The 25,646-nt window shown below is 74.7% G+C and carries 12 protein-coding genes and 1 pseudogene; 10 read left to right on the top strand and 3 right to left on the bottom strand.

The window, feature by feature from the left end:
* Nucleotide 1: 1 nt before the first annotated feature.
* On the bottom strand, nucleotides 2-979 hold the full coding sequence (locus tag ACWDR0_RS16650; RefSeq protein WP_456352406.1) for a hypothetical protein: 978 nt from the start codon (nucleotides 977-979) through the stop codon (nucleotides 2-4).
* Nucleotides 980-1,087: 108 nt separating this feature from the next.
* Between ACWDR0_RS16650 and ACWDR0_RS16655 the strand changes: the two genes are divergently transcribed.
* The gene (locus ACWDR0_RS16655; RefSeq protein WP_456352407.1) at nucleotides 1,088-1,870 is read left to right on the top strand and encodes an SDR family oxidoreductase; all 783 of its coding nucleotides are present in this window, start codon (nucleotides 1,088-1,090) and stop codon (nucleotides 1,868-1,870) included.
* Between the two features lie 50 nt (nucleotides 1,871-1,920).
* Here the strand turns inward: ACWDR0_RS16655 and ACWDR0_RS16660 are convergent, their stop codons facing one another.
* Nucleotides 1,921-4,563, bottom strand: a complete 2,643-nt coding sequence (locus tag ACWDR0_RS16660) for an NACHT domain-containing protein (RefSeq protein ID WP_456352408.1) — start codon at nucleotides 4,561-4,563, stop codon at nucleotides 1,921-1,923.
* Nucleotides 4,564-4,845: 282 nt separating this feature from the next.
* Here ACWDR0_RS16660 and ACWDR0_RS16665 point away from each other — a divergent pair, with 282 nt between their 5' ends.
* Complete coding sequence (locus ACWDR0_RS16665) at nucleotides 4,846-6,138, top strand: glycosyltransferase (RefSeq protein ID WP_456352409.1); 1,293 nt, start codon at nucleotides 4,846-4,848, stop codon at nucleotides 6,136-6,138.
* 90 nt (nucleotides 6,139-6,228) lie between these two features.
* On the opposite strand, the pseudogene ACWDR0_RS16670 reads toward ACWDR0_RS16665, so the two are convergent.
* A pseudogene (locus ACWDR0_RS16670) lies at nucleotides 6,229-7,673 on the bottom strand (N,N-dimethylformamidase beta subunit family domain-containing protein).
* Between the two features lie 359 nt (nucleotides 7,674-8,032).
* On the opposite strand from ACWDR0_RS16670, the gene ACWDR0_RS16675 reads away from it, so the two are divergent.
* The 8 genes from ACWDR0_RS16675 to ACWDR0_RS16710 all read left to right on the top strand — a co-directional run bounded on the left by ACWDR0_RS16675 (nucleotide 8,033) and on the right by ACWDR0_RS16710 (nucleotide 25,635).
* The gene (locus ACWDR0_RS16675) at nucleotides 8,033-8,593 is read left to right on the top strand and encodes a DinB family protein (RefSeq protein ID WP_456352410.1); all 561 of its coding nucleotides are present in this window, start codon (nucleotides 8,033-8,035) and stop codon (nucleotides 8,591-8,593) included.
* A gap of 107 nt (nucleotides 8,594-8,700) precedes the next feature.
* The gene (locus ACWDR0_RS16680) at nucleotides 8,701-12,222 is read left to right on the top strand and encodes an AfsR/SARP family transcriptional regulator (RefSeq protein ID WP_456352411.1); all 3,522 of its coding nucleotides are present in this window, start codon (nucleotides 8,701-8,703) and stop codon (nucleotides 12,220-12,222) included.
* 186 nt (nucleotides 12,223-12,408) lie between these two features.
* Complete coding sequence (locus ACWDR0_RS16685) at nucleotides 12,409-13,941, top strand: MFS transporter (RefSeq protein WP_456352412.1); 1,533 nt, start codon at nucleotides 12,409-12,411, stop codon at nucleotides 13,939-13,941.
* Nucleotides 13,942-14,206: 265 nt separating this feature from the next.
* On the top strand, nucleotides 14,207-16,792 hold the full coding sequence (locus ACWDR0_RS16690) for a bifunctional FO biosynthesis protein CofGH (protein ID WP_456352413.1): 2,586 nt from the start codon (nucleotides 14,207-14,209) through the stop codon (nucleotides 16,790-16,792).
* A gap of 761 nt (nucleotides 16,793-17,553) precedes the next feature.
* Complete coding sequence (locus ACWDR0_RS16695) at nucleotides 17,554-20,940, top strand: tetratricopeptide repeat protein (RefSeq protein WP_456352414.1); 3,387 nt, start codon at nucleotides 17,554-17,556, stop codon at nucleotides 20,938-20,940.
* 118 nt (nucleotides 20,941-21,058) lie between these two features.
* Nucleotides 21,059-22,174, top strand: a complete 1,116-nt coding sequence (locus ACWDR0_RS16700) for an ADP-ribosylglycohydrolase family protein (RefSeq protein WP_456352415.1) — start codon at nucleotides 21,059-21,061, stop codon at nucleotides 22,172-22,174.
* A 318-nt stretch (nucleotides 22,175-22,492) separates the two neighbouring features.
* Nucleotides 22,493-22,795 carry a hypothetical protein gene (locus ACWDR0_RS16705; RefSeq protein WP_456352416.1) on the top strand — a complete coding sequence of 101 codons (303 nt, stop codon included), beginning with the start codon at nucleotides 22,493-22,495 and terminating at the stop codon, nucleotides 22,793-22,795.
* 191 nt (nucleotides 22,796-22,986) lie between these two features.
* Entirely contained in the window at nucleotides 22,987-25,635 is a 2,649-nt protein-coding gene (locus tag ACWDR0_RS16710) for a DUF6185 family protein (RefSeq protein WP_456352417.1), read from the top strand.
* Nucleotides 25,636-25,646: the final 11 nt, after the last annotated feature.

Here is a 25,646-nt window from a genome sequence, read left to right on the forward strand (position 1 = left end):
GTCATCTGAGCCGGTCGGCATAGCGGTCCGTCCCCGGGACCGTGGGAACGAACGGCGCCACCAGCTCCACCCGCCCGAGGCCGGTGGCGGCCACCGCGTCGCCGAGACCGGTGTACCGCTCCTCCCAGTGCTCGCGGGGGTCCTCCTCCAGGAACCAGAGCAGCGTCAGCCGGGTGTCGACCGCCTCCACCTGCTTCACGTACGTCATCCGGTCGCCGGGCAGCGGCGTGGGCCCGAAGACCACCACCATCGCGGCCCCGGAACCGCGGAGCCGCCCCGGGAGGTGCCGGTTCCGCAGCCATTCCAGCAGGGCGCCCCGCCGCTCCGGCGCGGCCGCGTCGACGACCTCCAGGACGAGCCCCCGGTAGGGGTGGTCCAGCGCATGGTGGTCCCGGGGTCCCGCGGCCCCGTCGCGGTAGACGGTCGCCAGCCGGTCGTGGAAGGCGGTGAAGACATGGGTGCGTCCGTGGTGCACCCGGCCGTCCCGGTTGAGCCGCCGGTTGATGCCGACCGTCCACTGCATATGTTCGGCGTAGCGGCCCTCGGTGATCCAGTACGTCGAGAGATAGCAGCCCGCCGTCACCGGATCGGCGACCGCGGACCGGGCCGGGTACCGGAGCAGTTGCAGATCCCGGGTGGCGACCCAGCGCCGTCCGGCGTAGATCCACGGCATGGCCATGGCCCCGGCGATGTAGTGGTCGTCCTCGTACCACCGGTTGTAGGAGTACTCGTGGCCCGGGTGCGGTTCGACCATGGTGATCAGGGCGTGACCGGGGCGGACGCCGTAGGGCCCGGCCGAGGCGAGATCCGCGTAGGCCGCGATCCGGGTGTCCGCGCCGCCGGGCGGCTCCCCGCCCGGCGCCCCCTCGGGCCGCTCTTCCGGGGCGGCCGCCCCCGTACCGCCACCTGCCCCGTCTCCCCCGCCTCCCCCGTCAGCGCCGTCACTGGTGCCGTCACTGGTGCCGTCCGCCGGACGCATCGGCTCTCCCTCCTCCGGTTCGGGGCGCCGGACGCTCTTCCCTCCCGCGCCGGACCCCCCTACTCTGACGGTCCGTCAGATACTTGGCCAGTAGCGGGAGGGGGCCGGATGCCGCTCCGGGACAGGACCGTCGTGGTGTCGGGCACCGGACCCGGTCTCGGGCAGCGGGTCGCGGCGGCCGTGCTGCGCGACGGCGGGCGGGTGGTCCTCGGCGCGCGGACGGCGGAGCGGCTCGCCGCCACGGCCGCCGCACTCGACCCGGCCGGGGAGCGGACCGCCTGGCGGCGTACCGACATCACCGACGAGAGCGAGTGCGCGGCCCTCGCCGCGCTCGCCGTGGAACGGTTCGGCCGTCTCGACGCGGTGGTCCAGGTCGCTGCCCTGGACCGGCATTTCGGCGGCCTCGCCGACGCCGACTTCGACGTCTGGAGAACGGTCGTCGACGTCAATCTCCTGGGCACCCTGCGGATGGTCCGGGCCTGTCTGCCCGCGCTGCGCGTCCGCGGCGGCTCGGTGGTCCTGATCGGCACCCAGTCGGCCGTGGCCGCCCCCACCCGGGTGCGGCAGACCGCGTACGCGGCGTCGAAGGGCGCGCTGACCTCGGCGATGTACGGGATGGCGCGGGAGCTGGGGCCGGACCGGATCCGGGTCAACACCGTACTGCCGGGCTGGATGTGGGGCCCGCCGGTGGAGGCGTACGTCCGGGGCGCCGCCCGCACGGAGGGCGTACCGGAGTCCGAGGTCCTGGCCCGGCTCACCGAGCGGATGGCGCTGCCGGAGCCCGCGACCGACGCGGATGTCGCCGACGCCGTGGCCTTCCTCGCCTCCGACCGGGCCCGCGCCGTCACGGGCCAGTCGCTGCTGGTGAACGCGGGCGAGCTGATGCGCTGAGGGGGCGCCCCGGCAGCTCCCGCCAAGGCGGCCGCCCCCGCGCCGCCGCTCTACAGTTCGGGCCCGGCGGCCGGGCCCGCCGGGCGCGGCGCGCTCCAGGTGACGTCCGTCGACCGGCCGTACATCACGGTGAGGTGCGGCGGCAGGGCCGTCGGCAGCAGATAGTCGCCCTCGGGGATCACCAGGGTCCGCAGCCGGGGGAAGGCGTTGAGCCACCGCCGCTCCAGATGGAGATAGCCCTCCCGCAGCCAGAGGTGGGTGAGCTGTGCCGGGTCGAGGTGGTCCGTCAGATCGTCGGGGTGGTAGGGGCCGGCGATCTGGATCCGGGAGCGGCCGCCCATCGCCCGCAGCGCACGCAGATGGTCGGTGTTGTGTGCGGTGAAGTAGAGCCCGTCCGGGTCGAGATGGGCGATGATCTCGGCGGCGTACCGATCGGTGTCGAACCGGTCCCACAACCACACGAGCTGGCGGCGCACCCGCCGGGAGCCGTGGCCGCGGTAGCGGACCAGCACCGAGAGGGCGGCATCGGTGCCGATATGGGTGGCGGTGGTCACCACGTTCAGCGCCTGTTCGTGGGTGAGCCCGTCGGGGCCCGGGAGCATCCTCGGGACCAGCGGCCCGCCCGCCTCCGCGAGCATCCGCGCGAAGGTCGCGGAGGGCGGCGGCAGCAGCTCCGACACCAGCCCCTTCACCCGCTGGCTGACGTCCGGTTCGATCTCGACGGCCTGGTCGAGGCAGGACGCGGCGAGCAGCAGGCTCCGTACCGTACGGGAGCCCAGGCCGCGCTCCCCGCCGACATAGCCCAGCAGCCCCTTGATGATCCGTTTGCGTTCGGCGGGGCGGCCCAGCGCCACCGCCATCCGGACCACGTCCTCCCACTGGTCGTTGAGGGCGTTGTCCAGGAGCAGCGGGAAGTCGCCCTCGTCGACCAGGGCCTTGGCGGCCAGATAGTCCTGGAAGGTGCGGTGGACGAAGTCGAGACGGCCCGCGGCGGGCTCCCGCAGCAGCCCGGAGCGCTCGATGAGATGGCGCAGTACCCGCTCCGGCGGTTCCTGGATATGTCCCATATGGGCGAGGGTGCGCTCCAGTTGGGCGAGGGCGTCCTGGTGGGACATCTCCAGCCGGTTGTTCCGGATCATCCAGTGCGCCAGCTTCTGGAGCAGGGTGATGCTGGTGTCGGTGGAGAACCGCAGTTCGTTCTCGGTCACCACGCCGCGTTCCACGTCCCGCCGCTCCAGCAGCATCCGCAGCGCGGCCTCGTACAGCTCCTTGCGGCCCTGCGGGAGGAAGCCGCGGCGCTCCCGGTGCAGGGCGCAGAGCAGTCCGCACATCAGCGGGTTGACCGCGAGGCGGCCGAGATCGTCGTTGGTGTGGATGGCGTCGATCAGCGCGTCGCCGAGTCCGCCGCCGGGGCGGTCACCGGGGCCGTCGTCGGCGCGGGCGGCGGTGTGCCAGCGGCGGACGAACCGCTCGACCTCGGTGCGCTGCATGGCGGAGAGGTTCAGCTCGGTGAACTGCTCGCCGGTGAGCCAGTTCTCGCCGACGGAGGAGGGGCGGGTGGTGACCAGCCAGAGGTTGTCCGGGAACTCGGCCATCAGCTCCCGCATCCAGCGGCGGGTGGCCTCCCGTTCGTACCGCGGGATCTCGTCCATGCCGTCGACCAGGAGCAGCGCCCGGCCCGCGCGCAGGACGCGGTCCGCCCAGCCCGCGGGCTGGGCTCCGGCGACCGTGCTCCGTACGGCGTGGAGGAAGGCGTCGGGGGTCGGCGGTTCGCCGTCGCGCATCACCCGGCGCAGCGGCAGTACGAACGGCACCCGGCCCACGAGATGGCTCAGCCGGCCGCCGAGTTCGTCGAAGTTCTGCCGGGCGGTGGCGACGGCCAGCCACTGCACCAGGGTGGTCTTCCCGGACCCGGCGGGGCCGCGCAGCAGCACCCGGTCGCGACCGGAGAGGGCGCGTTCGGCGGGGAGCGGGACGGGGATGTCGCCCGGGCCCGCGGTGGTGGCCTCCAGGGAGACGTAGGCGGCGTCGAGCGGCCATTCGCGGGCGTGGTTGAGGTCGAGGCCGTAGATGGTCAGCTCGCCGTACTTGTTCCGTACGTGTTCGGCGTACCGCTGCTCGAAGCGGGTGTCCTCGGCGAGCCGGGAGGGGATCCGGTCGAGCAGCAGATCGGTGGCGGCGATCAGCCGGTCGATGGCGCGGGTCTGCTCGACGAGGGTCCGCGGGACGAAGGTGGAGCGGGTGGTGAAGAAGTTCAGGATGTGCAGGCAGGCGGTCTCCAGCAGCGGGTCGAAGTACGCCTCGGTCTCCGCCGCCATCGCGGCGGGCCTGGTGAGCCGGGCGGCGAGCGCCTCGGGGCCGAGCCGGACCGCCTGGACGTCCTCCATATCGAGGTCGCCCAGGCTGTGCAGGGCGGTGACGAGTGCCTCGGTGAGCTGGTGGCGTATGTGGACGGGCATGGCCTCGCGGGGGCCGCGCTCCCCGGCGGCCCGGGTGACCAGTTCGGCGGCGAGCGCCCGGAGGTTCGACTCCCCGAGGGTGCCCTGCTCCTCGCCGCGGAAGGAGACCAGCCTGGATATCCGCACCGGCCGGTCGACGAGCCCGGCGCCCGCGGTTCCCGGCACGAACAGCTTCTTGACCAGGGGCGCGATGGCGGCGGACGCGATACGGACGGTGACGGCGGAGGCATCCATACGGCGATGCTAGCCAACGGCGGTGACGGGAACGCCGGTTGCGGAAGGCCGGGCGGGGCGGCCCGCAAGGGGCGTCCGCAGAGACGGCCGGGAGTCGGTACACGGCGGTATGCGGCGGTGCACAGCCGGTACGCGGTCGGTATGCGGTCGGTACCCGCGCTCTCGCCGTGCTCAACGTATAGCGCACCGGGGGCCTTGCGGCAAGGGCCCGTACCTGCCCCAGAATCGCCGTCCTCAGCCGGAGTATCAGCCGGGGTATTCGAGGAATCGGGGAGTCCGACGATGCGTGTGGTGATGTCGACGTACGGGTCGCGCGGGGATGTGGAGCCGCTGGCGGGGCTCGCGCTGCGATTGCGGGAGACGGGAGCGGAGGTACGGGTCTGTGCCCCGCCGGACGAGGACTTCGCCCGGCGGCTGGCCGGGGTCGGGGTGCCGATGACGCCCGTCGGGCCGTCGGCGCGGGAGCTGTCGCGCCGGGCGTCCGCGCCGTCGTCGCTGCCGGAGCGGGCGGCCGAGGTGATCGGGGCCCAGTTCGAGGCGGTGACCGCGGCCGCGGCGGGCTGTGACGTGATGGTGGCGACGGGGATGCTGCCGGCCGCGGCCGGGGCGCTGTCGGTGGCGGAGCTGCTGGGGATCCCCGCCGTATCCGTCACCTTCCAGCAGGTCACCCTGCCGTCGCCGGACCGGGCGCCGCTGGCGTATCCGGGGCGTCCTTTCCCGCCGGGGGTGACGGACAACCGGGCGCTGTGGGAGCTGGACGCCCGGAACGCCGCCGAACTCTTCGGCCCCGGGCTCAACCTCCACCGGACGGCGGCCGGGCTGCCGCCGGTGGCGGACGTCCGCGGGCTGGTGATCGGCGACCGGCCGTGGCTGGCGACGGATCCGGTCCTGGACCCCTGGCCGGATTCCGCGGCCCTCGGCACCGTACGGACCGGGGCGTGGATCCTGCCCGACACCAGCCCGCTCCCGGCCGGGCTGATGGACTTCCTGGACGCCGGACCGCCGCCGGTGTACGTGGGCTTCGGCAGCGGGCGGGCGCCGGGGAACGTCGCCCGGATCGCCGTGGACGCGGCCCGGGAGCACGGCCGGCGCGTGGTGCTGGCCCGGGGCTGGGCCGAACTGGGCGGGGTCGGCGGGGTGGGTGACGGTGACGACTGTTTCGTGGTCGGCGAGGTCAACCAGCAGGCGCTGTTCGCCCGGTCGGCGGCCGTGGTCCACCACGGCGGCGCCGGTACGACGACGGCGGCGGCCCGGTCCGGCACTCCGCAGGTCGTGGTGGCGCAGGCCACGGACCAGCCGTACTGGGCGGGCCGGGTCGCGGCCCTGGGCATCGGGGCGGCGCACGACGGCCCCACCCCGACCCGGGCGTCGCTGGCGGCGGCGCTGGGCACCGCGCTGGACCATGCGACCCGGGCCCGGGCGACCACCGTCGCGGGCCGGGTCCGCGGCGACGGTACGACGGTGGCATCGCAGTTGCTGCGGGAGGTGGCGGAAGGGGGCGGCAGCCGGACCGGGGCCGGGCCGTGCCCCGGGCGGGCCCGGCGGCCCCGCCGTGCCTCCGGGCCGGCGAAATGAGCGGCGGGATGAGCGGCGGGACCGGACCGCCGCGCGCCGGGTGGTGAGCGACGGGTGCCCGCCCGGCCCCGGCGGCCGTCCCGCCCCGGTTCAGCGCGGTGAGCGGGCCGTCATCCGGACGACGAGGTTGGACGTCGCCCGCCGGATCTTCGCCTTGGTGACGGCGTCCAGCTTCAGCTCCCTGAGGGTGTAGGGGTCGTCGTCGACCAGGGTCAGCGGCCAGTGGAAGGTACCGGCCAGGAACACCATGCCCCCGCCCCGGTGTTCGGTCAGCGCCGTGTGCTGGACCTGCGGCCCGGTCAGCCGGCTGTCGTAGTAGACGGAGTCCGCGAGCAGGGTGACCCGGCCGCGGGCCTTCGGCGCCCTGGGGTCGTGGGCGTCGGCCTCGACCCCGACCAGGTCGGGTATCTTCTCGCCGTCCTTCACCCCGGTGCCGCGCCACATCCAGTGATCGGGCTGCCGCACCACAAGGGGTGTGGGCTTCTGCACGATGCCGTTGAACTGAATGCCCAGCAGCCGCTGCTCGGCGAGGGAGCCGTCGCGCCGGATGTACCGCCAGCGGTGGGTGGCGCCCGCCGCGCCGGGGGCCGGGTCGGCGTGCGACTTGTAGCAGGCCATCAGCCGGCCGGGCCGGCCCTGCGCGGACTTCTCCATCCGGACGTGGAAGTAGACGTTGTTGGCGCCGAGGAAGGCGAGGTTGCGGCCAGCGGCGACGGCCCGGCTCGCGGCGTCGTACATCGGCTTCGACCAGTACTCGTCATGGCCGGGGAAGAAGACCGCGGGGTAGCGGGCCGGGTCGACGGTGCCGTCGTCCAGGTCGAGGCTGCTGGCGTAGGTGATGTCGTAGCCGCGCTCCTCCGCCCAGCGGACGAAGGCGGTGTCCATGTTGAACCAGGAAGGGACGCCCGCCCCCTGGTACGGGCGGTCGAAGGAGACCACGGACCCGCGCAGGTCGAAGCCGCCGACGGTGCCATCGCGCTGGTAGCCGCGGTAGAGGTTCTTGCCGGTCTTCCCGTCCTTCGGCCACATGTTGTACGCCTGGTACGTGGTGAACGGGATCACGCAGAGCAGGGCCGAGGGCGCCGCGGTTCACGCACCACGAAGGGCGTGGAGCTGCGGTAGCCGTCGTCCGTGGTGAACACGGCCTGGTAGAGCCCGGAACGCCAGCCCTTGGGTATCCGTACGCTCCAGGAGGGCGCCCAGGCGCAGGTGACGGCACCGGTCTTCCGGTCCGAGGCGGGCGGGGCCTGCCGGTGGCCGGTGAGGACGGCGCTCGTGGTCATCAGCCGGGCGCCCTTGCCGCCGTAGTGGCCGATCCGGAACACCGAGACCCGGTACGTCCGGGCGCTGCGCACCGAAATATGGAAGTCCACCACCTCGCCGTGCCCCGCGGAGGTGGTGGAGGCGTATCCCATGATGTGGCCGTACTTGTCGCTGGACGCCTTCTCCACACCCTTGTCGGCGAGCCAGCCCCGGGAGCCGGGGAGCCGGTTCTCCTCCGCGGTGTTCCGGACGTGCGCCCCGCCGATCACCATGGGATCGACCGTCGGCGGCCGGACCGGCGCGGCGGCGGGCCGCTCCGGGCGGAGCTTGTCGCGCAGGGTGTACGCGGCGGCTCCGGCACCGGCGGTGGCGACACGATCAGGGAGAGCACGGTGCGGCGCTGGGGTCTCGACGACGACATGGGAGTTCCTCCTGTGGTTGCAGGAGGTAGGTGAGGTGGGGTGACGGACACGTTGCACCGGACAACGAATTACCCGGTGATGGCCCGGCCGGGCGGCCGTCCCCCGGGGTCTCCGCCACGGAACAGGACCGGTCGCCGCAACCACCGCAACCACCGCAACCGCCGCAAAACCATTGGCGGTGGGGACCGGGACGGCCGACCATGACCCCCATGAGTGAACGACCCGAGCGGTGGACCGAGGCAACCGTCTACCCCGATATGTGGACCGACCCGGACAACGACCCCCGTGACACCACCGGAGCCGCTGTCGAGGGCGAACGGGACACGCTGCTGGACTTCCTGAAGAACTTCCGCCTCACGCTCCTCATGAAGTGCGAGGGCCTGGACGCGGAGCAGTTGGCCCGCCGTTCGGTCCCGCCGTCGACGATGTCCCTGCTCGGGCTCGTACGGCATCTCGTCGAAGTGGAGCGGGACTGGCACAACTGGGTCACCGAGGGCGAACCGCTTCCCCGGCTGTACGGCGGCCGGGACACCGACTTCGAAGGCGCCGTCGCCGACCCGGCCGTGGTCGAGGCCGCCTTCGCCGATCTGGAGCGCGAGCAGGCCGCGACCGACGCCGTGCTGGCCGGGTTCCCGGACCTGGGCGAGCGGGTCGGCCGGGAGCGGATCGCCGTGCGCGAGCTGATGGTGCACCGGATCGACGAGTACGCCCGCCACTCCGGCCACGCCGACCTGCTGCGCGAATGCGTGGACGGCCGGGTCGGGCAGTAGGACGCGGGCAGGGCGCGCGGACGGGCCCGGCGGCGGGACGCACGGCCGGACCCGGCGGCGGGGCCACCCCCGGGGACCCGGCCGCCCGGCGGTTCTACGCTGGCTCCATGCGATTCGGGGTGCTGGGGCCGCTGACCGTCCGGGACGGTGCCGGGGAGCCCGTCGGGCTGACCGGGGCCAGGGTGCGCGGGCTGCTGGCCCATCTGCTCGTCGCGCCCGGCCGGCCGGTGTCCGAGGAGAGGCTGGTGGACGGCCTCTGGCCGGACGCGGAACCCGAACATCCGCGCAATACGCTCCAGGGCCAGGTCTCCCGGCTGCGGTCCGCGCTGGAACGCGCCGTCGGGCCCGGGGGCCGCGGGCTGGTGGTCCGGGACGCGGCGGGCTACCGGCTGCGCGTCAGTGAGGGGGACGTCGACTCCGAGGTCTTTCTGGGCCTGGTGCGGCGCGCCCGCGATACCGCCGACGCCGCCGCCCGCGGTTCCCTGCTGACGGAGGCCCTCGGGCTGTGGCGCGGCCCCGCCTTCGCGGGGTACGCGGACGAGCCCTTCGCCCTGGCCGCGGCCCGGCGCCTGGAGGAGGAGCGGCTCGGGGCGGTGGAAGGGGAGCTGGCGGTACGGGCCGGACTCGGCGACCCCGCGGCACTGGTCGGCGAGCTGGAGGCGCTGGTCGCCCGGCACCCCCTGCGCGAACGCCTGCGCGCCCTGCACCTGAAGGCGCTGTACGCGGCGGGCCGCCAGAGCGACGCGCTCGCGGCGTACGAGGACTTCCGCCGCACCCTGGACGACCGGCTGGGCCTGCTGCCGGGACCGGAGCTGGCCGCGCTCCACGCGGCGGTACTGCGCCACGATCCGGCCCTGGGGGCGGGTACGGCGGGCGTCTCCGGTCCCGTACGGCCGGCCTCGGGCACCGGTCCCGTACAACCGGCGCCGCCGGTGCCCCGGGCTTCTTCGGGCTCCGGCCCGGACCGGCGGCCGGCGGCTCCGGCGGGGGCGGCGGGGGCGGCCGGAGCCGAGGCAGCAGCGGGGGCGGCCGGAGCGGCAGGGGCGGCGCTCCCCCGGTCACGGGAGCCCGGTCCGGACGAGGCCGGTCCGGACGAGGCCGGTCCGGACGAGGCCGTGGGGAACCTGCCGAGTCCGGTCGCCGCGCTCGTCGGACGGGAGGGTGCCGTCGACGGGATCGCGGAACTGCTGGACCGCTCCCGGCTGGTGACCCTCACCGGCCCGGGCGGCGTCGGCAAGACCCGGCTCGCCCTGGAGACCGGGCACGCGGTCCGGGAGCGGTTCCCCGACGGGGTGTGGCTGGTGGAACTGGCGGGCGTGCCCGCCGAACCCGGGGCGGTCGCCGGGGCACTGAGCCGGGCCCTCGGGATACGGGAGGGATCCGCCGGGGACCTTGCCCGGGCCCTCCGCGGCCGCCGGCTCCTCCTCGTCCTCGACAACTGCGAACACCTCCTCGACGCCGTCGCCGACACGGTCGCCGCCCTGCTGCCCGCCGTACCGGGGCTCGGCATCCTCGCCACCAGCCAGGAGGCCCTGGCGGTGCCGGGCGAACTGCCCCGGCCGGTGGCCCCGCTGGAGGCCGGCGACGCGGTCCGGCTCTTCCTGGCCCGGACCTCCGTCGCCCCCGCGGACCTCGACGCCGTCGCCGAACTCTGCGCCCGGCTGGACGGCATCCCGCTCGCCCTCGAACTCGCCGCCGCCCGGGTCCGTTCCCTCGGTGTACGGGGGCTGCTGGCCCGGCTGGACGACCGGTTCGCCGCGCTCTCCGGCGGCGGGCTGCGCGGGCTGCCCGCCCGGCAGCGCACGCTCCGCGCCGTCATCGACTGGAGCTGGGGCCTGCTGACCGGCCCGGAACGCCTGGTGCTGCGAAGGCTCGCGGTCCAGGCGGAGGGCCTTTCGGTGCGGGCGGCCGAGGAGGTGTGCGCGGGTGGCCCGGTGCGCCGGGAGGACGTACCCGAACTGCTGGGGCGGCTCGTCGAGCGGTCCCTCGTGGTCCTGGTGGACCGCGCCGACGGGCCCCTCCACCGGCTGCTGGAGTCGGTCAAGGCGTATGCCCGCGAGCAGTTGGCGGCGGCCGGAGGCGGGGAGGCCGCGGCCGTACGGCACCGGCATCTCGTCCACCACAGCGAACTCGCGCTCCGGGCCGCCCCGCTGCTCCACGGCCCCGGGCAGGCCCGCGCGCTGGACCTGCTCGACGGCGCGGAGGCGGAGATCCGGCTCGCCCTGGAAACGGCCCTGGCACCGGAGGGCGGGGACCCGGAGCGGGCCCTGCGAACCGTGGACGCGCTGGCCTGGTACTGGGTGCTGCGGGGCCGGCCGGTGGCGGCCGGGTCCCTGATCGACCGGGCCCTGGCGCACGGGACCGGCGACCAGGGCGGGGACGGTGCGCGGCTGCGGGCGCGGGTGGTGGTCTGGCGTACCGGTATCGCGCTCATGGAAGGCGATGTCACCGGGGGCGCGGACCGGATCCGGACCGCGCTGGCCCCGTACGAGGCCGGGACGGGGAGGGGGACGAAGTACGGGACCGGGGCGGAGTACGAGGCCGGGGCCCGGTCCGCGGCGGGCTCCGCGGCCGCCGGGGATGCCGGGGATGCCGGGGATGCCGAGGACCGGGCCAGGGCCCTGTGGTTCCTGGGCGCCGCCCAGATGGGTGCCGGGGACACGGGCACAGGCGAACTCCTGCTGGAGCGTGCCCTCGAAGCCGCCGCGGCCCTGGCGGAGCGGGGCGCGTGGTGGACGGCCGCGGCGCTGAGCGTACGCGCCCGGCATGCGCTCGCCCGGGGCGACCTGGCCGCGGCCGGGCGGGACGGCGAGCACAGCGCACGCCTCTTCGCGGAGCTGGGTGACGCGTGGGGCAGGCTCCAGACCGTGTTCCCGCTCGCCACGCTCCATGAGATCGCGGGCGAGTACGGGCGGGCCGGTGACCTCCACCGCGACGGCCTCGCACTCGCCGAACACCTCGGTCTGCCCGTCGAGGCCGCCAAGCGCCACACCGGTCTCGGCAGGCTCGCGCTCCTCACCGGCGACCCGGTCCGGGCCCGCGCCCACCATGAACGGGCCCTGCGGCTGGCCCGCGAGCAGAACTTCCGCTCCGGGGAGGCCGATGCGCGGCTGGGCCTGGCGCTGGGCGCCCGCCGGACCGGCGACCACGACGGCGCGGAGGCGCATCTGCGGGAGCTGCTGGAGTGGTTCGGACGGACCGGGTACGGGCCCGGCCGGGCGCTGGTCCTGGCCGAACTGGGCTTCACGGCGGAGGAGCGCGGGGACGCGGAAACCGCCCGCGCCCGCCACACGGAGGGGCTGGAGGTGGCCCGGGCACTGGGCGACCCGCGGGCGGTCGCGCTCGCGCTGGAGGGTCTGGCCGGGGCATACGCGCTGGCCGGGGAGCCGGGACGGGCCGCGGAGCTGCTGGGAGCCGCGGCCGCGGCCCGGGAGTCGGCGGGCGCCCCACTGCCCGCGGCGGAACGCCGGGACGTGGACCGGGTGTCGTCGGCGGCACGGGCGGCCCTGGGGGACGCCGGGTTCGGGACGGCGTACGGCAGAGGGGCGGCCGCGGGGATCCCGGGAGCGGCGGACGCCCACGGCCGGGCACTGCCACCGGGCGGGGCCGGGCCGGAGGACCCTTCCTGACGGAGGACCCTTCCTGAGGGACGGGTCTCCGGGCCGGGGCCACCGGCGGGCGGCCCCGGCAGACGGACCCGGTGGCACGGCCCCGGAGGACGAGACGGAAGCGGTGCCGGAAACAGCGCCGGAACCGGTGCCGGGCGCGGCTAAATGGTTGGTGAAGCGGGATGCGGCCTGGGCACGGTGGGGTCCATGTCTTCCGAGTCCGCCAGAGCCGCCCGTACTCCCGACCCCGCCGACCCCGCCGACTCCACAGCCCCCGCCGACACCACAGCCCCCGCCCGGGCCGCCACGGCCGCCGGAGCGCGCGACAGGCCCGGTGCCGCCTCCCCGGACCCCGGCAACCCCGGCCGCGTACACGGCGCACCCCGAATACCCCCCGCGCCCGCGACCGCACCCGTCTCCACCGAGTCCACCGTCTCCACCGAACCCGCCAAACCCGCCGTCTCCGCCGGTCCGGGCGGGGACGGTGCCGGGAGCCTCTGGCGGGACCGGGTCTTCCGGACGTTCTTCTCCGCCGTCGTCCTCAGCCAGCTCGCCACCAATGTCAATCTCGTCGCCCTGCCGCTGATCGCGGTCCTCGCGCTGGACGCGGGCCCCGGGCAGGTCGGGCTGCTGGCGACGCTCGGCACGGTGTCGTTCCTGCTGATCGGGCTGCCCGCCGGGGCCTGGCTGGACCGGCTGGACCACCGGCGGGTGATGATCTGCGCCGAGGTGGTCCGGGGCGTCCTCTTCCTCTCGCTGCCCGCGGCCTGGGCACTGGACGTGCTCACGCTCTGGCAGTTGTACGCGGTGACGCTGCTGACCGGCTGCGCGATGGTCTTCTTCGACGTGGGGACCCAGAGCACGCTGCCGACGCTCGTCGGCCCGGCGCAGCTGGTGCGGGCCAATACGGCGGTGGTCAGCCTCCAGGCGGCCGGACAGGTCGCGGGGCGGGGCGCGGGCGGGCTGGCGGTGCAGGCGCTGTCGGCACCGCTGGCGGCAGTGGCGACGGGGGTGATGTTCCTCGGTTCGGCGCTGCGGCTCTCCGCCGTACGCATGCCCTCCGGCGGACCCGGGCGGGACAGGAAGTCCGGCACGGGGCCCGGGCTGGCCGGGGAGATCGCGGAGGGGCTGCGGCATGTCCTCGGCTCCCGTGAACTGCGGGCGCTGGTGTCCGTCGGCGTACTGACCAATCTGGGCGGAACCTTCACGATGACCCTGATGCCGGTGCTGTTCACCCGGGAGCCGGGGCTTTCGGCGGCGTGGCTGGGGGTGTTCTGGTCGACGGCCGGGATCGGGATCTTCCTGGGTGCCCGGTTCGCCCGGCGTTGGGGGGAGCGGTACGGATACGGGCGTACGATCACGGCCACCGCGCTGCTCCTCTCCCCCGGGGCGCTGCTGGTCCCGCTGGTCGGCGGGGGCTGGTGGCTGGCACTGGCGGCCGTGGGGCTGCTGATGGACACCGCACGGCTGGGGGCGTTCAACGTGCTGGCGGTGACGCTGCGGCAGAGCCTGACGCCGCCCGGACTCCTCGGCCGAATGAACGCGACGTTCCGGTTCCTGCTGTTCGGGGCGATGGCGCTGGGGTCCGCCCTGGCGGGCGCCGTCGGCCAGTACGCGGGCATCCGGACGGCAATGTGGATCGGGGCGGGCTGTCTGGTGCTGACGTTCCTGCCGGGGCTGCTCGGCCTGCGGGGCGGGCCGTGGTGGCGGGGAGCACCGGGCCGAACTCCGGCGGGCTGAGCCGGTCCCGGCGGGCTCCACCCGGCCGCACGACTCCCCGTGGCACGCTCCCGCTTCCGCTCCCGCTCCCGCTCCCGCGCCCTCCCGGCCGGACCGGACTCCCCCGCAAGGCCCGGATTCCCCTCACCCCAAGGGGGATTACCGGCCGACCTCGGGGAATCACCGGCCGGGTCGGGATTAAACACCGGGCACGCATGTTGTCGACTACATGCCCTCTTCACGACCGGCCTCCGGAAAGCCGTTCCCGCGCTCGTATGCTCGAACCATGACAGATGACCAGGTCGGACGCCCCACCGCCAACGCCATGCGGCGTGCGCTCAGGCGCGCCAGGGACGGCGTCGCGCTCGATGCCGCCGAGGCGGCCGTGCTGCTCCAGGCGCGCGGTGACGATCTGACGGACCTCTGCGCGTCGGCGGCGCGGGTGCGGGACGCCGGGCTGGAGGCCGCCGGCCGCCCCGGGGTCATCACGTACTCGAAGAGCGTGTTCATCCCGCTGACCCGGCTCTGCCGGGACAAGTGCCACTACTGCACCTTCGTGACCGTCCCCGGGAAGCTCCGCCGGGACGGGCACGGGATGTTCATGTCGCCGGACGAGGTGCTGGCGGTGGCCCGCCGGGGCGCCGAGCTGGGCGTCAAGGAGGCGCTGATCACCCTCGGCGACAAGCCGGAGGACCGCTGGCCCGAGGCGCGGGAGTGGCTGGAGGCCGAGGGTTACGGCTCCACCGTCGACTACGTACGGGCGATGTCGGTGCGGATCCTGGAGGAGACGGGCCTGCTGCCCCATCTCAACCCCGGGGTGCTGAGCTGGACCGACTTCCAGAAGCTCAAGCCCGTCGCGCCGTCCATGGGCATGATGCTGGAGACCACGGCGGTCCGGCTGTGGAGCGAGCCCGGCGGTCCGCACCACGGCTCGCCCGACAAGGAGCCCGCCGTGCGGCTGCGGGTGCTGGAGGACGCGGGGCGCAGCTCCGTCCCGTTCACCAGCGGGCTGCTGATCGGCATCGGCGAGACCTACGAGGAGCGGGCCGATTCGCTGTTCGCGCTGCGCCGGATCTCCCGGGCGTACCACGGTATCCAGGAGCTGATCCTCCAGAACTTCCGGGCCAAGCCGGACACCGCGATGCGCGGTATGCCCGACGCCGAGCTGGACGAGCTGGTCGCGACGGTCGCCGTCGCCCGGCACATCATGGGCCCGTCGGCCTGCCTCCAGGCCCCGCCGAACCTGGTGGACGGCGAGTTCGCCCGGCTGATCGCGGCCGGTATCGACGACTGGGGCGGGGTCTCCCCGCTGACCATCGACCATGTCAATCCGGAGCGCCCGTGGCCCCGGATCGACACTCTTGCCGAGCACTCCGCGGCGGCCGGCTTCCGGCTGGAGGAGCGGCTCTGCGTCTACCCCGAGTTCGTGCTGCGCGGCGAACCGTGGCTGGACCCCCGGCTGATGCCGCACGTCGCCGCGCTCGCCGACCCGGAGACCGGCCTCGCCCGGCCCGGTGTCCGCCCGGAGGGGCTGCCCTGGCAGGAGCCCGACGAGGCGTTCACGGCCTTCGGCAGCGGCCGTACCGATCTGCACCGCACGATCGACACCGAGGGCCGCACCGCCGACCGCCGCGACGACTTCGACGTGGTGTACGGGGACTGGGAGGCGCTGCGTGAGGCGGCCGTGCCCGGCATGGTGCCCGAGCGCATCGACACGGACGTGATGGCGGCGCTCCGTACCGCCGCCGACGACCCGACCCGGCTCACCGACGCCGAGGCCCTCGCCCTGCTCCACGCGGACGGGCCCGCGCTGGACGCGCTCACCCGGATCGCGGACGAGCTGCGCAGGTCCGTCGTCGGCGACGAGGTCACCTATGTCGTCACCCGGAACATCAACTTCACCAATGTCTGCTACACCGGCTGCCGGTTCTGCGCCTTCGCCCAGCGCCGGACCGACGCGGACGCCTACACCCTCTCCCTCGACCAGGTCGCCGACCGCGCGGCCCAGGCGTGGGACGTGGGCGCGGTGGAGGTCTGCATGCAGGGCGGTATCCATCCGGACCTGCCCGGCACGGCGTACTTCGACATCGCCCGCGCGGTGAAGGAGCGCGTCCCCGGGATGCATGTGCACGCCTTCTCCCCCATGGAGGTGGTCAACGGGGCGTCCCGCACCGGGCTGTCCGTCGAGGACTGGCTGACCGCGGCGAAGGAGGCGGGCCTGGACTCCGTCCCCGGCACGGCGGCGGAGATCCTGGACGACGAGGTGCGCTGGATCCTCACCAAGGGCAAGCTGCCCGCGGCCGAGTGGATCGACGTGATCTCCACGGCGCACCGGGTGGGGCTGCGTTCGTCGTCGACGATGATGTACGGCCATGTCGACCAGCCGCGGCACTGGCTGGGCCATCTGCGGACGCTGGCCCGGATCCAGCAGGAGACCGGCGGCTTCACCGAGTTCGTGACGCTGCCGTTCATCCACACCAACGCGCCGGTGTATCTGGCGGGCATCGCCCGCCCGGGTCCCACGGTCCGGGACAACCGCGCGGTGACGGCGATGGCCCGGCTGCTGCTCCATCCCCATATCACCAATATCCAGACGAGCTGGGTGAAGCTGGGGGCGGAGGGTGCCGCGGAGATGCTCAGGTCCGGGGCGAACGACCTGGGCGGGACGCTGATGGAGGAGACCATCTCCCGGATGGCGGGCTCGCGTTACGGCTCGTACCGCTCCATCAAGGACCTGGTGTCCATAGCGGAGCTGGCGGGCCGCCCGGCGAAGCCGCGGACCACGCTCTACGGGGAGGTCCCGGAGGAACGCGTCCGCGCGGCGGAGGCCTCGGACGGCCATCTGCCGAAGCTGCTGCCGCTGACGGACTGACACCGGCCCGGCGGGGGCCACGGCCCCGCCGGGTTGCGCGGGCCGGGCCCTTGCCCCGGGGCCACGGGCCGTCCCGGACGGTAGCCCCCGGAGCACCCGGCCGGTGACCGTCCGGCGGAGCTGCCCGGGTCCCGCCCGGCAGGGTCGGTGTCCCGCGGGGCCGCGGCTCACGCGGCGCTCCCGGCGTACCCGCCCGGGCCTCGGAGCTGCCCGGGTCCCGCCCGGCAGGGCCGCAGGCCCCGGGACGGCCTCCCACGTCCCGGACCCGCGGAGCGCGGGCCCGGCCCCTTGCCTCCCGGGGCAACGGGCCGCCCGTGCGGCGGGCTTCTCTCCCCGAGGCCCGCCCACGGCAGCGGGGTCGGTGTCCCGCGGGGCCGCGGCCCATGCGGCGCTCCCGGCGTACCCGCCCGGCCCCGCTCGGGCACTCGGGGCGCCCGCCCCCGGCCGCCACAGGCACATCTCCCACCCCTGGAGCAGGCGCTGGCCGTACGGCGGGGCCAACGGCCGGCGCCCGGGCACGGAATCCGGTCCCGGGAACCCGGCACCCAGCCGGGGGCGTACCCCGGCGCACCCGGGTTCGGGGGTACGCCGTCGCCGCCAGGCCTGGCGGGCCCGGGGCCTCACCCGGCGCTTCCCACCACCCCGCCCCGCCCCGGCACCTCGCCACCCCCGGGGCGGGTGGGGCGCATGGGGGCACGGACCTGTCGGCGGCCGGGGGCGGCTGGGAGACTGGAGGACCGGCGAGGGGGAGGCAGCGGGGTATGAGGGAGCGCGCGGGCGTGGAACTGGTGGGGCGCGAGCGGGAGATCCGGCTCTACGAGGACCGGCTCGACGCCGCATCCGGTGCCCCCGGCAGCACCGGCGGTCCGGGCGTCCTCCGCGGCACCGACGGTCCAGGCACCCCCGGCAGCCCCACCACACCCGGTGCCCCCACCGCCCCCAACGGCCCCGCTGGTCCCAGCAGCCCCGGAGGTCCAGGTGCCCCCTCCGCACCCCACGACCCCCGCGGCGCGGACGGCCCCCGCGACACCGCGCGCCGGCCGCTGCTCCATCTCCACGGTGTCGCGGGCGTCGGCAAATCGTCACTGCTGCGGCGGTTCGCGGCGGCCGCGCGGGAGCGGGAGGCGCTCACCGCCGTACTCGACGAGTCCGTCACCGGTGTCCCCGAGGCGCTCTCCGGGATCTGCGAGCAGTTCGCCGCGCAGGGCGTTCCGCTGAAGCCGCTGGAGAAGCTGCTCGCCACCTACCAGCAGCGCCGCTACGAGGCGGAGTCCGCGCTGCCCGCCCCGGAGGCCGCCGCGGCCGCCGGTCCCGCGGGCGGGACGTACGGATACGGCGGCGGCCCCGGGCAGCCCCCGCCCCCGCCGGCCGGTCTGCTCGCCGCGGCCCAGTTCGGTGTGGTCGGTCTCGGCACGGTGCTGCCCGTCGCCGGCATCCTCGACCCCGTACGCCTCGCCGAGCAGGCGGACGGCCTCCGGTCGGCCCTCAGCCGCCGCTTCGGCAAACCGGAGGACGTCCAGCTCGTCCTCAACCCGGCTCAGGTGCTCAGCCCGGTGCTCGTCGCCGAGCTGGACCGGCTGGCCGGCCGCGGTCGGCGGATCGCCCTCTTCTTCGACACCTACGAACGCACCGGCCCGTTTCTCGACCCGTGGCTGCGGCAGTTGCTGGCCGAGCACCGCTACGGCACCCCGCCCGCCGCGCTCACCGTCACCGTCTCCGGTCAGCGCCGCCCGGACCCCGCCGTCTGGGCCGACCATCCGGACCTGCTCACCGAACTCCCCCTCGCCCCGTTCACCGACGCCGAGGCCCGGCAGCTCCTCACCGCCAAACACATCACCGACGAGGACGTCGTACGGGATGTGCTCCGGCTCTCCGGCAGACTGCCCGTGCTGGTCTCCATGCTCGCCGAGAACGCGACCCGCCCCGACGGTATGGCGGACCCCAGCGCCACCGCGGTGGAGCGCTTCCTCAAATGGGAGACCGACCCCGTGCGCCACACCGCGGCTCTGCGCGGCGCCCTGCCCCGCAGCCTGAACGAGGACATCCTGCTGGCCGCCATCGAGAACGGCGCCGACGGGCCCGACGGCGACACCGCGGCCCCCGTCCCCGACGGGCTCTTCGACTGGCTGAGCCGCCTCCCCTTCGTCAGCGACCGCTCCGGCCGGGCCCGCTACCACGACGTCGTACGCGATCCCATGCTCCGGCTCCAGCGCCACCGCTCCCCGCGGCGCTGGCGCGCCGCCCACACCCGGCTCGCCGACGCCTTCGCGTCCTGGGCCGCCGAGGAGTCCGACGGCGACACCGACGAGACCGGCCTCTGGGCCGTCGACTCCTGGCGGTCGGCCCGGACCGAGGAGACGTACCACCGGCTCTGCGCCCGGCCGCGGACCGCCCTGGCCGCCGCCCTGGGCGACGGGGTCGCCGCCGCCGACCAGTCCGTGGCGGCCGCCCGCCACTGGGCGCGGTCCGTCGCCGACGCGGGCGCCGACACCGACGACGCCGCGCTCCGCAGACTGGGCGCGCAGTGCCTGACCGCCGTCGAGGACGACGCCGCGCTCGCCGTACCCCTGCTGGGCCTGATCCTCGGCCGCGCCGAGACCGGTGACGCCACCCGCCGCGACGCCCTGCTGGTCCGGGCCCGGCTCCGGCGGAAGCTGGGCGCGTACGACGAGGCCCTGGCCGACTGCCGGCTGGCGATCGCCCTCGGCGAGGACACCGTGCGGGCCCATCACGCCCTCGGCGAGACCTACCGCCAGAGCCGCCGCTACGAGGAGGCCCTCGCCGCCTACGACCGGGTGCTGGAGCGGGAGCCGGACAATATCGTCACCATCGCCAGCGCCGCCCACGCCCACCACCGCCTCGGCCGCAGCGAGGAGGCCCTCGCCGGATTCGACCGGGTCATCGACGCGCACCCCCGCTATCTCTGGGCGCTGGTGATGCGCTCGGAGGTCCGGCGGTCCGACGGCGACGACGAGGGCGCCCTCGCGGACGTCCTGGCGGCCGCCGATATCGAGCCGGACAACGCGTGGGTCGTGGGCGCCCACGCCGAGCAGCTCCGCCACGAGGAACGGTTCGAGGAGGCGATCCTCCGCTACGACCGGGCGATCGCCCTGGACCCCGGCTACACCTGGGCGTTCGGCAGCCGGGCGATGGCCCTCCAGTCCCTCGGCCGGACCGACGAGGCCCTCGCCGACCTCGGCCGCGCCCTGGAACTGGACCCCGACTACTCCTGGGCGCTGCTCCGGCGCGCCGAGATCCACCGGCAGCGCGGCGACGCCGCCGCCGAACTCGCCGACCTCGGGCTCCGGGTGACGCTCCGCCCCGGCCTCGCCGCGCCCCTGGTCTGCCGGGCCGAGGCCCTCTTCCACCACAACCGGGACGAGGAGGCGCTCGCCGACTGCGACGCCGCCGTCGCCTGCGAACCGGACCATGCCGGAGCCCATGGCGTCCGCGGCTGCGTGCTGGCCGCGATGGACCGGGACGCGGAGGCCCGGGAGGCCCTGGACCGGGCGCTGGAGCTGGACCGCGGCCTGGTGGGCGCGGTGCTGGCCCGGGCTGGGGTGCGGGGCCGCAACGGCGATCCGGAGGGCGAGTACGACGATCTGTGCACCGCGCTGGCGATCGACCCGGACCATGTGGACTCGCTGATCGCCCGGGCCGAGGCGGACTGCGCGGCCGGACGGTACGACATGGCGCTCGTCGACCTCGACCGAGCGGTCCTCACCTTCCCCGACGACCCCTCGGCCGTGCTGGCCACCCGCGGCCGGGCGCTGCGCGGTCTGGGCCGTACCGCCGAAGCGCTGGCCGATCTGGCCCGGGCCGCCGAACTCGCCCCGGCCGCCGAATGGATCCTGCTGGAGCTGGCGGGGCTCCATCTCGCCGAGGACCGGCCCTTCGAGGCACTGGCCGTCCTGGTCCGCCCCACCGGCGGCGACGAACTCGACGGGGCGGCCCTGCTCCTGCGGGCCAGGGCGCATCTGGCCCTGGGCGATACGGCCGCCGCCCTCGCCGACACCGGGCGGGCGGCCGCCCTCGGCGAACACACGGGCGCCCTGGCCGTGCTGGCGGACCCGGCGCTCGCGGGCGTACCGGAAGCGCACGCGCTGAACCGCGGGCTCACAGGAGCGGACGGGGGCTCAGGGACGTGAGCCGGGTCGCTCCCCCGCCTGCCGGGCGGCTCGTTCGATTACAGTGCTGCGCCGGGAGGGCCGTCGGGGCGGACGGCCGGGCCGGACCGATCGCGGGCGACGTCGGAGGGGACGCGGAGTGAGCGCAGCGGCCACGGGCGTCTGGGGACGTGCCGAACAGCAGGACTTCCGTTCCCGGGTGCGGGGCGCCCTGCTCGGCGCCGCCGTGGGGGACGCGCTGGGCGCGGGTGTGGCCGCGCTGAGCACGGCGGAGGCAGCCGAGGCGCACGGCCCGGACGGGATCACCGATCTGGTCCCGGCGCACGGCAGGCGGGGCGCGGTCACCGCCGTCACGCAGCTGACGCTGTTCACGGTGGACGGTCTGATCCGGGCCCAGGTCCGCCGGGACACCGGCGCCTGGCATCCGCCGACCGATCTCCACCGGGCGTACCGGCGCTGGTCGGCGACGCAGCGCGACTGGGGGCCCGACGAACGCCGCAAGGACGACGGCTGGCTGGCGCGCGAGGAGTGGCTCTACGTCCGCCGGGACCCGGACCGGGCGAGCCTGCTGGGCCTCGCCGACGACATCATGGGCACCCTGGACGCCCCGAAGAACCCGGCCGCGGACGACGGCGGCGCCCTCGCCCGGTCGGCGCCCTTCGGTCTGCTGGTGGGCTGGGAGCCGCAGCTCGTCTGCCAGCTGGCCGTGGAGTGCGCGGCCCAGACCCACGGCGGGCAGGCCGCCTGTGTCGCGGCGGGCGCCTTCGCCGTGATCGTCCACGGTCTGGCCCGCGGCGGCACCCTGGAGGCCGCGGTGCACCGCGCCCTGGAGCTGATCGGCCCCCGCCCCGGCCACCAGCCCGTCACGGACGGCCTGAACGAGGCGCTCGGCGCCGTACGCCGGGGAGTCCCAGGCCCGGACCGGGTGACCGCTCTCGGGGACGCCCACCGCGCGGAGGGCGCCCTGGCGGTCGCCGTCTACAGCTCCCTGGTCGCCGAGGACATCCGCCACGGTCTGCGTCTGGCGGCCAACCACGACGGCCCGTCCGCCACCACCGCCGCCCTGACGGGCGCCCTCCTCGGCGCCCTCCACGGCGAGACGGCCCTCCCCCCGGCCTGGCTGGCCGAGTTGGAAGGCCGTCCCACGGTGCTGCAACTGGCCGACGACTTCGCGATGGAGATGACCCAGGGCCCGGCGCTGCACAGCCCCACCCACTCGTCCCCGGGCTGGCTGGCGCGCTACCCGCGCGCGTAGCCGTCCCGTCCGGGCGGCCGGACGCGGGGGCCGGACGCGGGGGCCGGGCGCCCCCGCACGCGTACCCGCCCCACCCGGGGGCGTACTCCGGCGTACGGCACACCGCCCGGCGCCTGTCGCATCACCCGGCATACCGCATCCCGGACCCGCCCCACCGGCCGTTCCCCGCAACCACCCCACTAAAGGTGAATGGGCCACTAAACACGCATTTAATCGGGCAATCTCTCTGCGGCTGCTCCAAGAGGGGCGGCCGAACCACCGGTGGCCCACGGACGGTTCGGTACCGCACGGCCGCCGGACGCTGAGAGGCGGGAACGCATGAGCATGTTCCAGACCGGCAGACTCCAGCTCAGCTCCTCGAACCCCGTGGCGACCACGGGCGGGGACACCTCGACCTTCACCCAGGTGACCTTCCCCGCGTCGTTCCCCGACGGCTCCACGGTCGTCGTGATCCCGTTCGTCCAGACCTTCAACGGCCCCGACACCCCGGGCCTGCGCATCGCCGACGTCAGCACCGTCGGCTTCAAGATCCGCATCAATGAACTGCACGCCAACGGCAAGGTCACCTCGGACGGGACCCACACCGCGGAAACGGTCGGCTGGATCGCCACAACGGTCTGAGCCGCCCCGGGCCGCCAACCCCCGCGGTTCGCGGCCCGGTTCCGCGCCGTTCACTTCCTCGGGGCAGCCCGGGCCACCGCCTGCAACACCGGGAACGGGCCCGGACCGGGAGTCTTCACCGTATGCCCCTCCTGCGGTGTCCCCGTGACCCATGATGGGTGCGCACGGATTCCACCCGGGGGGGCGTTCTGTTGGACAACCGTGGCCTGGCCAGGACCGCTTCCATCGGCCTGCTCGCCCTTCTCTTCCTCTTACCGGCGGCCGGCGCGGCAACCGCGGCCCCTCGCGTCGCCCCGGCCGCGGCCCCGCCGGCGGACGTGTGCCGAACGGCCGCACTCGCCGACGCGCGGGTGAGTACCCGGATACAGCTGGCGCACCGCGACCGCACCTACAGCGAGATCACCAGCGAGCTGACCGTCACGGTGCCCCGGACCTGGCCGCTGGCGCGGGACCTGCTGCTGGGCGAGGAGAGCAACCGCTACATCACGGCGATGTCCTGCCTGACCCGCCCGGAGCCGGGCCAGCACCGGCGGTGGCGGGAGCACCGGACGGCGCGTCCTGCGGTGACGTCCCGGGCGAACGGTGACATCGAGGTCGTCGACAGGGCGCACTCCTGGGTCGACATCTACCGGGAGCACATCCCTGTGGGAGCCTGGCGCATCCGTGCGGGCGCGGACCTCTGGACCCTCCGGCTGCACCCGCCGGCCGCACTGGAAGGGGCCCGCTGGGACGAGATCGTGGTGGACCCCGGCGGGCGGGGCGCCGAGACCGCCCGGCCCGCACCGGACCGGGGGCGGGGGACGACGGCGCTGGTGTGGCAGCCTGCCGCACAGAAGGCCGTGGCAGAGAAGAAGACACCGGGCCGCAAGGCATCCGGCACCGCCGCCGCGAACCGGGCTCCCCCGGTCACCGCTCCCCCGGTCACCGTCTCGTTCAAACCCTCCTGGCAGCGGTCATGGGCCGCGCAGAGCAACCGGCTCTCCGCCGTGGTCCTGGACCGGGCCGGGGCTCTGCTGACGACAGCGGTCCTGGCGGGTCTGCTGCTGACCGTAGGCGCGCTGTACCGGAAACGCCCGGCGACACCCGCTCCGGTCCAGCAGCGCACCCTGCGCAATCTCACCCTGTGGTCCGTCGCCCTGACCTGCCTGACCACGCTCAATCTGGCCGACGACATCGTGTTCCGCTATTCCGAGCGGCACGGTCCGGGGCTCGGGCAGCCCGACATCGTCCTTGGCGGTACCGCGTTCGCGTTCGCCGCCGCCGCCGTGTTCTTCCTGGTGGCCAAGCCGCCGCTCCGGATCCGGCTGGCAGCCACCGCCCTCGCCGTTCCACCGGCGGTCGTGCCCGCCTACCTGGACGGATTCGGCGTAAACGTGGACGACTCCGCTCTGTATGAGGTACCGGCGACCGCGCTGGCGGCCGTGGGACTCTCCTCGGCCTGCCTGATGGCCCTCACGGTGCTCGGCTTCACCGCCGTCGCGTGGCGGTTCGCCGTCGACGGCGGCCTGCTGCCCCCGAGCCGGAAGTTCCCCGGGCACGACCGGGTCCTCAGGCTCCGTATCGCCGGACCCCTGATCGCGGTCTGGACCATCACCGCCGCCACGTTCTTCGCCCTCGCCCAGGAGCGCGCCTGGCAGCGGGCGGCCTGGCTGAGCGACCGTACGGACCCGGCGTTCGGGGTGGACCACCGGAACGATTTCGCCTGGGAGGCGGCATGGACCATCCCCACCGGGCAGGACCTGATTCTCGGCTGCATATGGCTGCTCAGTGCGGTGGCGATACTGGCAGTCCTGCGCACCTGGCGTTCGCCGTCGGAGCTCTCTCCGTTCGGGGACCGGGCGGACCGGCTTCTCCTCCTCGTCTTCTTCGCCCATATCGTCTCGACGTTCGGCGGTTACCACGTCGCCAGCTCGGCTCTCTCCGCACTCTGGGAGCCCTTCCTGGTGCTGTGCCTCTACTGGACCGTGGCCCCGTTCGTCCGGCGGTCCGTTCCGGCCCAGTCCCTGGAGAGTTCGGGCCGACCCCTGTCCGACTTCATGGATCCCGCCTCCCGGGCCAGGCTGCTGCGGAAGTCCCGCGCCTACCGCGAGACCCATGCCGTGCTCCGCCGGCTCGACCAGGGGATGTTCGGCGACAAACCGCCGGAGCGGGGCAGACTCGAACGCAAGCTGAGCAAACTGCACAACTGGTCCACCCCCGCGGGTCCCGACCGGCTGCCGTCCGGGATATCCGTGGTGGACGGCGCCCTGTCCCTGGGGCCCGGGGACGACTGGTGGGGCAACGCCGGTCGCTGCGCGCTGCTCTCCCTGGTTCCCGCCGTTCCGGCTTCCCTGCTGTTGACCTGGGCGTGGAGGGTCAAGGGAGAGGCATGGCAGTCGACCCTCCTGAACCACTTCGGGGTCCCCCACCTCTTCACCGAGTTCGTCTACTGGATGCCGACGTGGGTCGGTGCCGCCTTCGTCATGGGTGCCTTGTGGCGCGTCCTGCCGGGACGCCGGGGCGCCGCGAAGGCCCTCCCGGTGACGGCGGCCTTCTCGCTGATGGTCACGGTGGACGCGCTGGCCTACATGTTCACCGGGGAGGGGACCGCGAACCTCCCCCTGGAGGTTTCGGCCATGCTGTTCGTCCTGACGGTCACCGGCATCGCCATGGACTTCGACACCTTCCGGGGCGAACGGCGCTACTGGCAGAGCCGGTTCGGCCTGCTGCTGTCGATCTACCAGATGCGGTACTACTCGCTCCAGGCCGCCTATCTGATCGCCCAGGTCATCGCGATGATCGCGATCTGGGAGTTCTTCGCGGAACCCGATGTGATGCTGGACCTCTCCGAAATGAAGTGACCGGACACGGC

The organism is Streptomyces sp. NPDC003691, assembly GCF_053981115.1.

Excerpts from the sequence above, each read along its gene's own strand:
- ACWDR0_RS16690 (WP_456352413.1), top strand. The coding sequence starts at position 14,207 with ATGACAGATGACCAGGTCGGACGCCCCACCGCCAACGCCATGCGGCGT.
- ACWDR0_RS16650 (WP_456352406.1), bottom strand. The coding sequence starts at position 979 with ATGCGTCCGGCGGACGGCACCAGTGACGGCACCAGTGACGGCGCTGAC.
- ACWDR0_RS16660 (WP_456352408.1), bottom strand. The coding sequence starts at position 4,563 with ATGGATGCCTCCGCCGTCACCGTCCGTATCGCGTCCGCCGCCATCGCG.
- ACWDR0_RS16665 (WP_456352409.1), top strand. The coding sequence starts at position 4,846 with ATGCGTGTGGTGATGTCGACGTACGGGTCGCGCGGGGATGTGGAGCCG.
- ACWDR0_RS16695 (WP_456352414.1), top strand. The coding sequence starts at position 17,554 with ATGAGGGAGCGCGCGGGCGTGGAACTGGTGGGGCGCGAGCGGGAGATC.
- ACWDR0_RS16705 (WP_456352416.1), top strand. The coding sequence starts at position 22,493 with ATGAGCATGTTCCAGACCGGCAGACTCCAGCTCAGCTCCTCGAACCCC.
- ACWDR0_RS16680 (WP_456352411.1), top strand. The coding sequence starts at position 8,701 with ATGCGATTCGGGGTGCTGGGGCCGCTGACCGTCCGGGACGGTGCCGGG.
- ACWDR0_RS16655 (WP_456352407.1), top strand. The coding sequence starts at position 1,088 with ATGCCGCTCCGGGACAGGACCGTCGTGGTGTCGGGCACCGGACCCGGT.
- ACWDR0_RS16685 (WP_456352412.1), top strand. The coding sequence starts at position 12,409 with ATGTCTTCCGAGTCCGCCAGAGCCGCCCGTACTCCCGACCCCGCCGAC.
- ACWDR0_RS16675 (WP_456352410.1), top strand. The coding sequence starts at position 8,033 with ATGAGTGAACGACCCGAGCGGTGGACCGAGGCAACCGTCTACCCCGAT.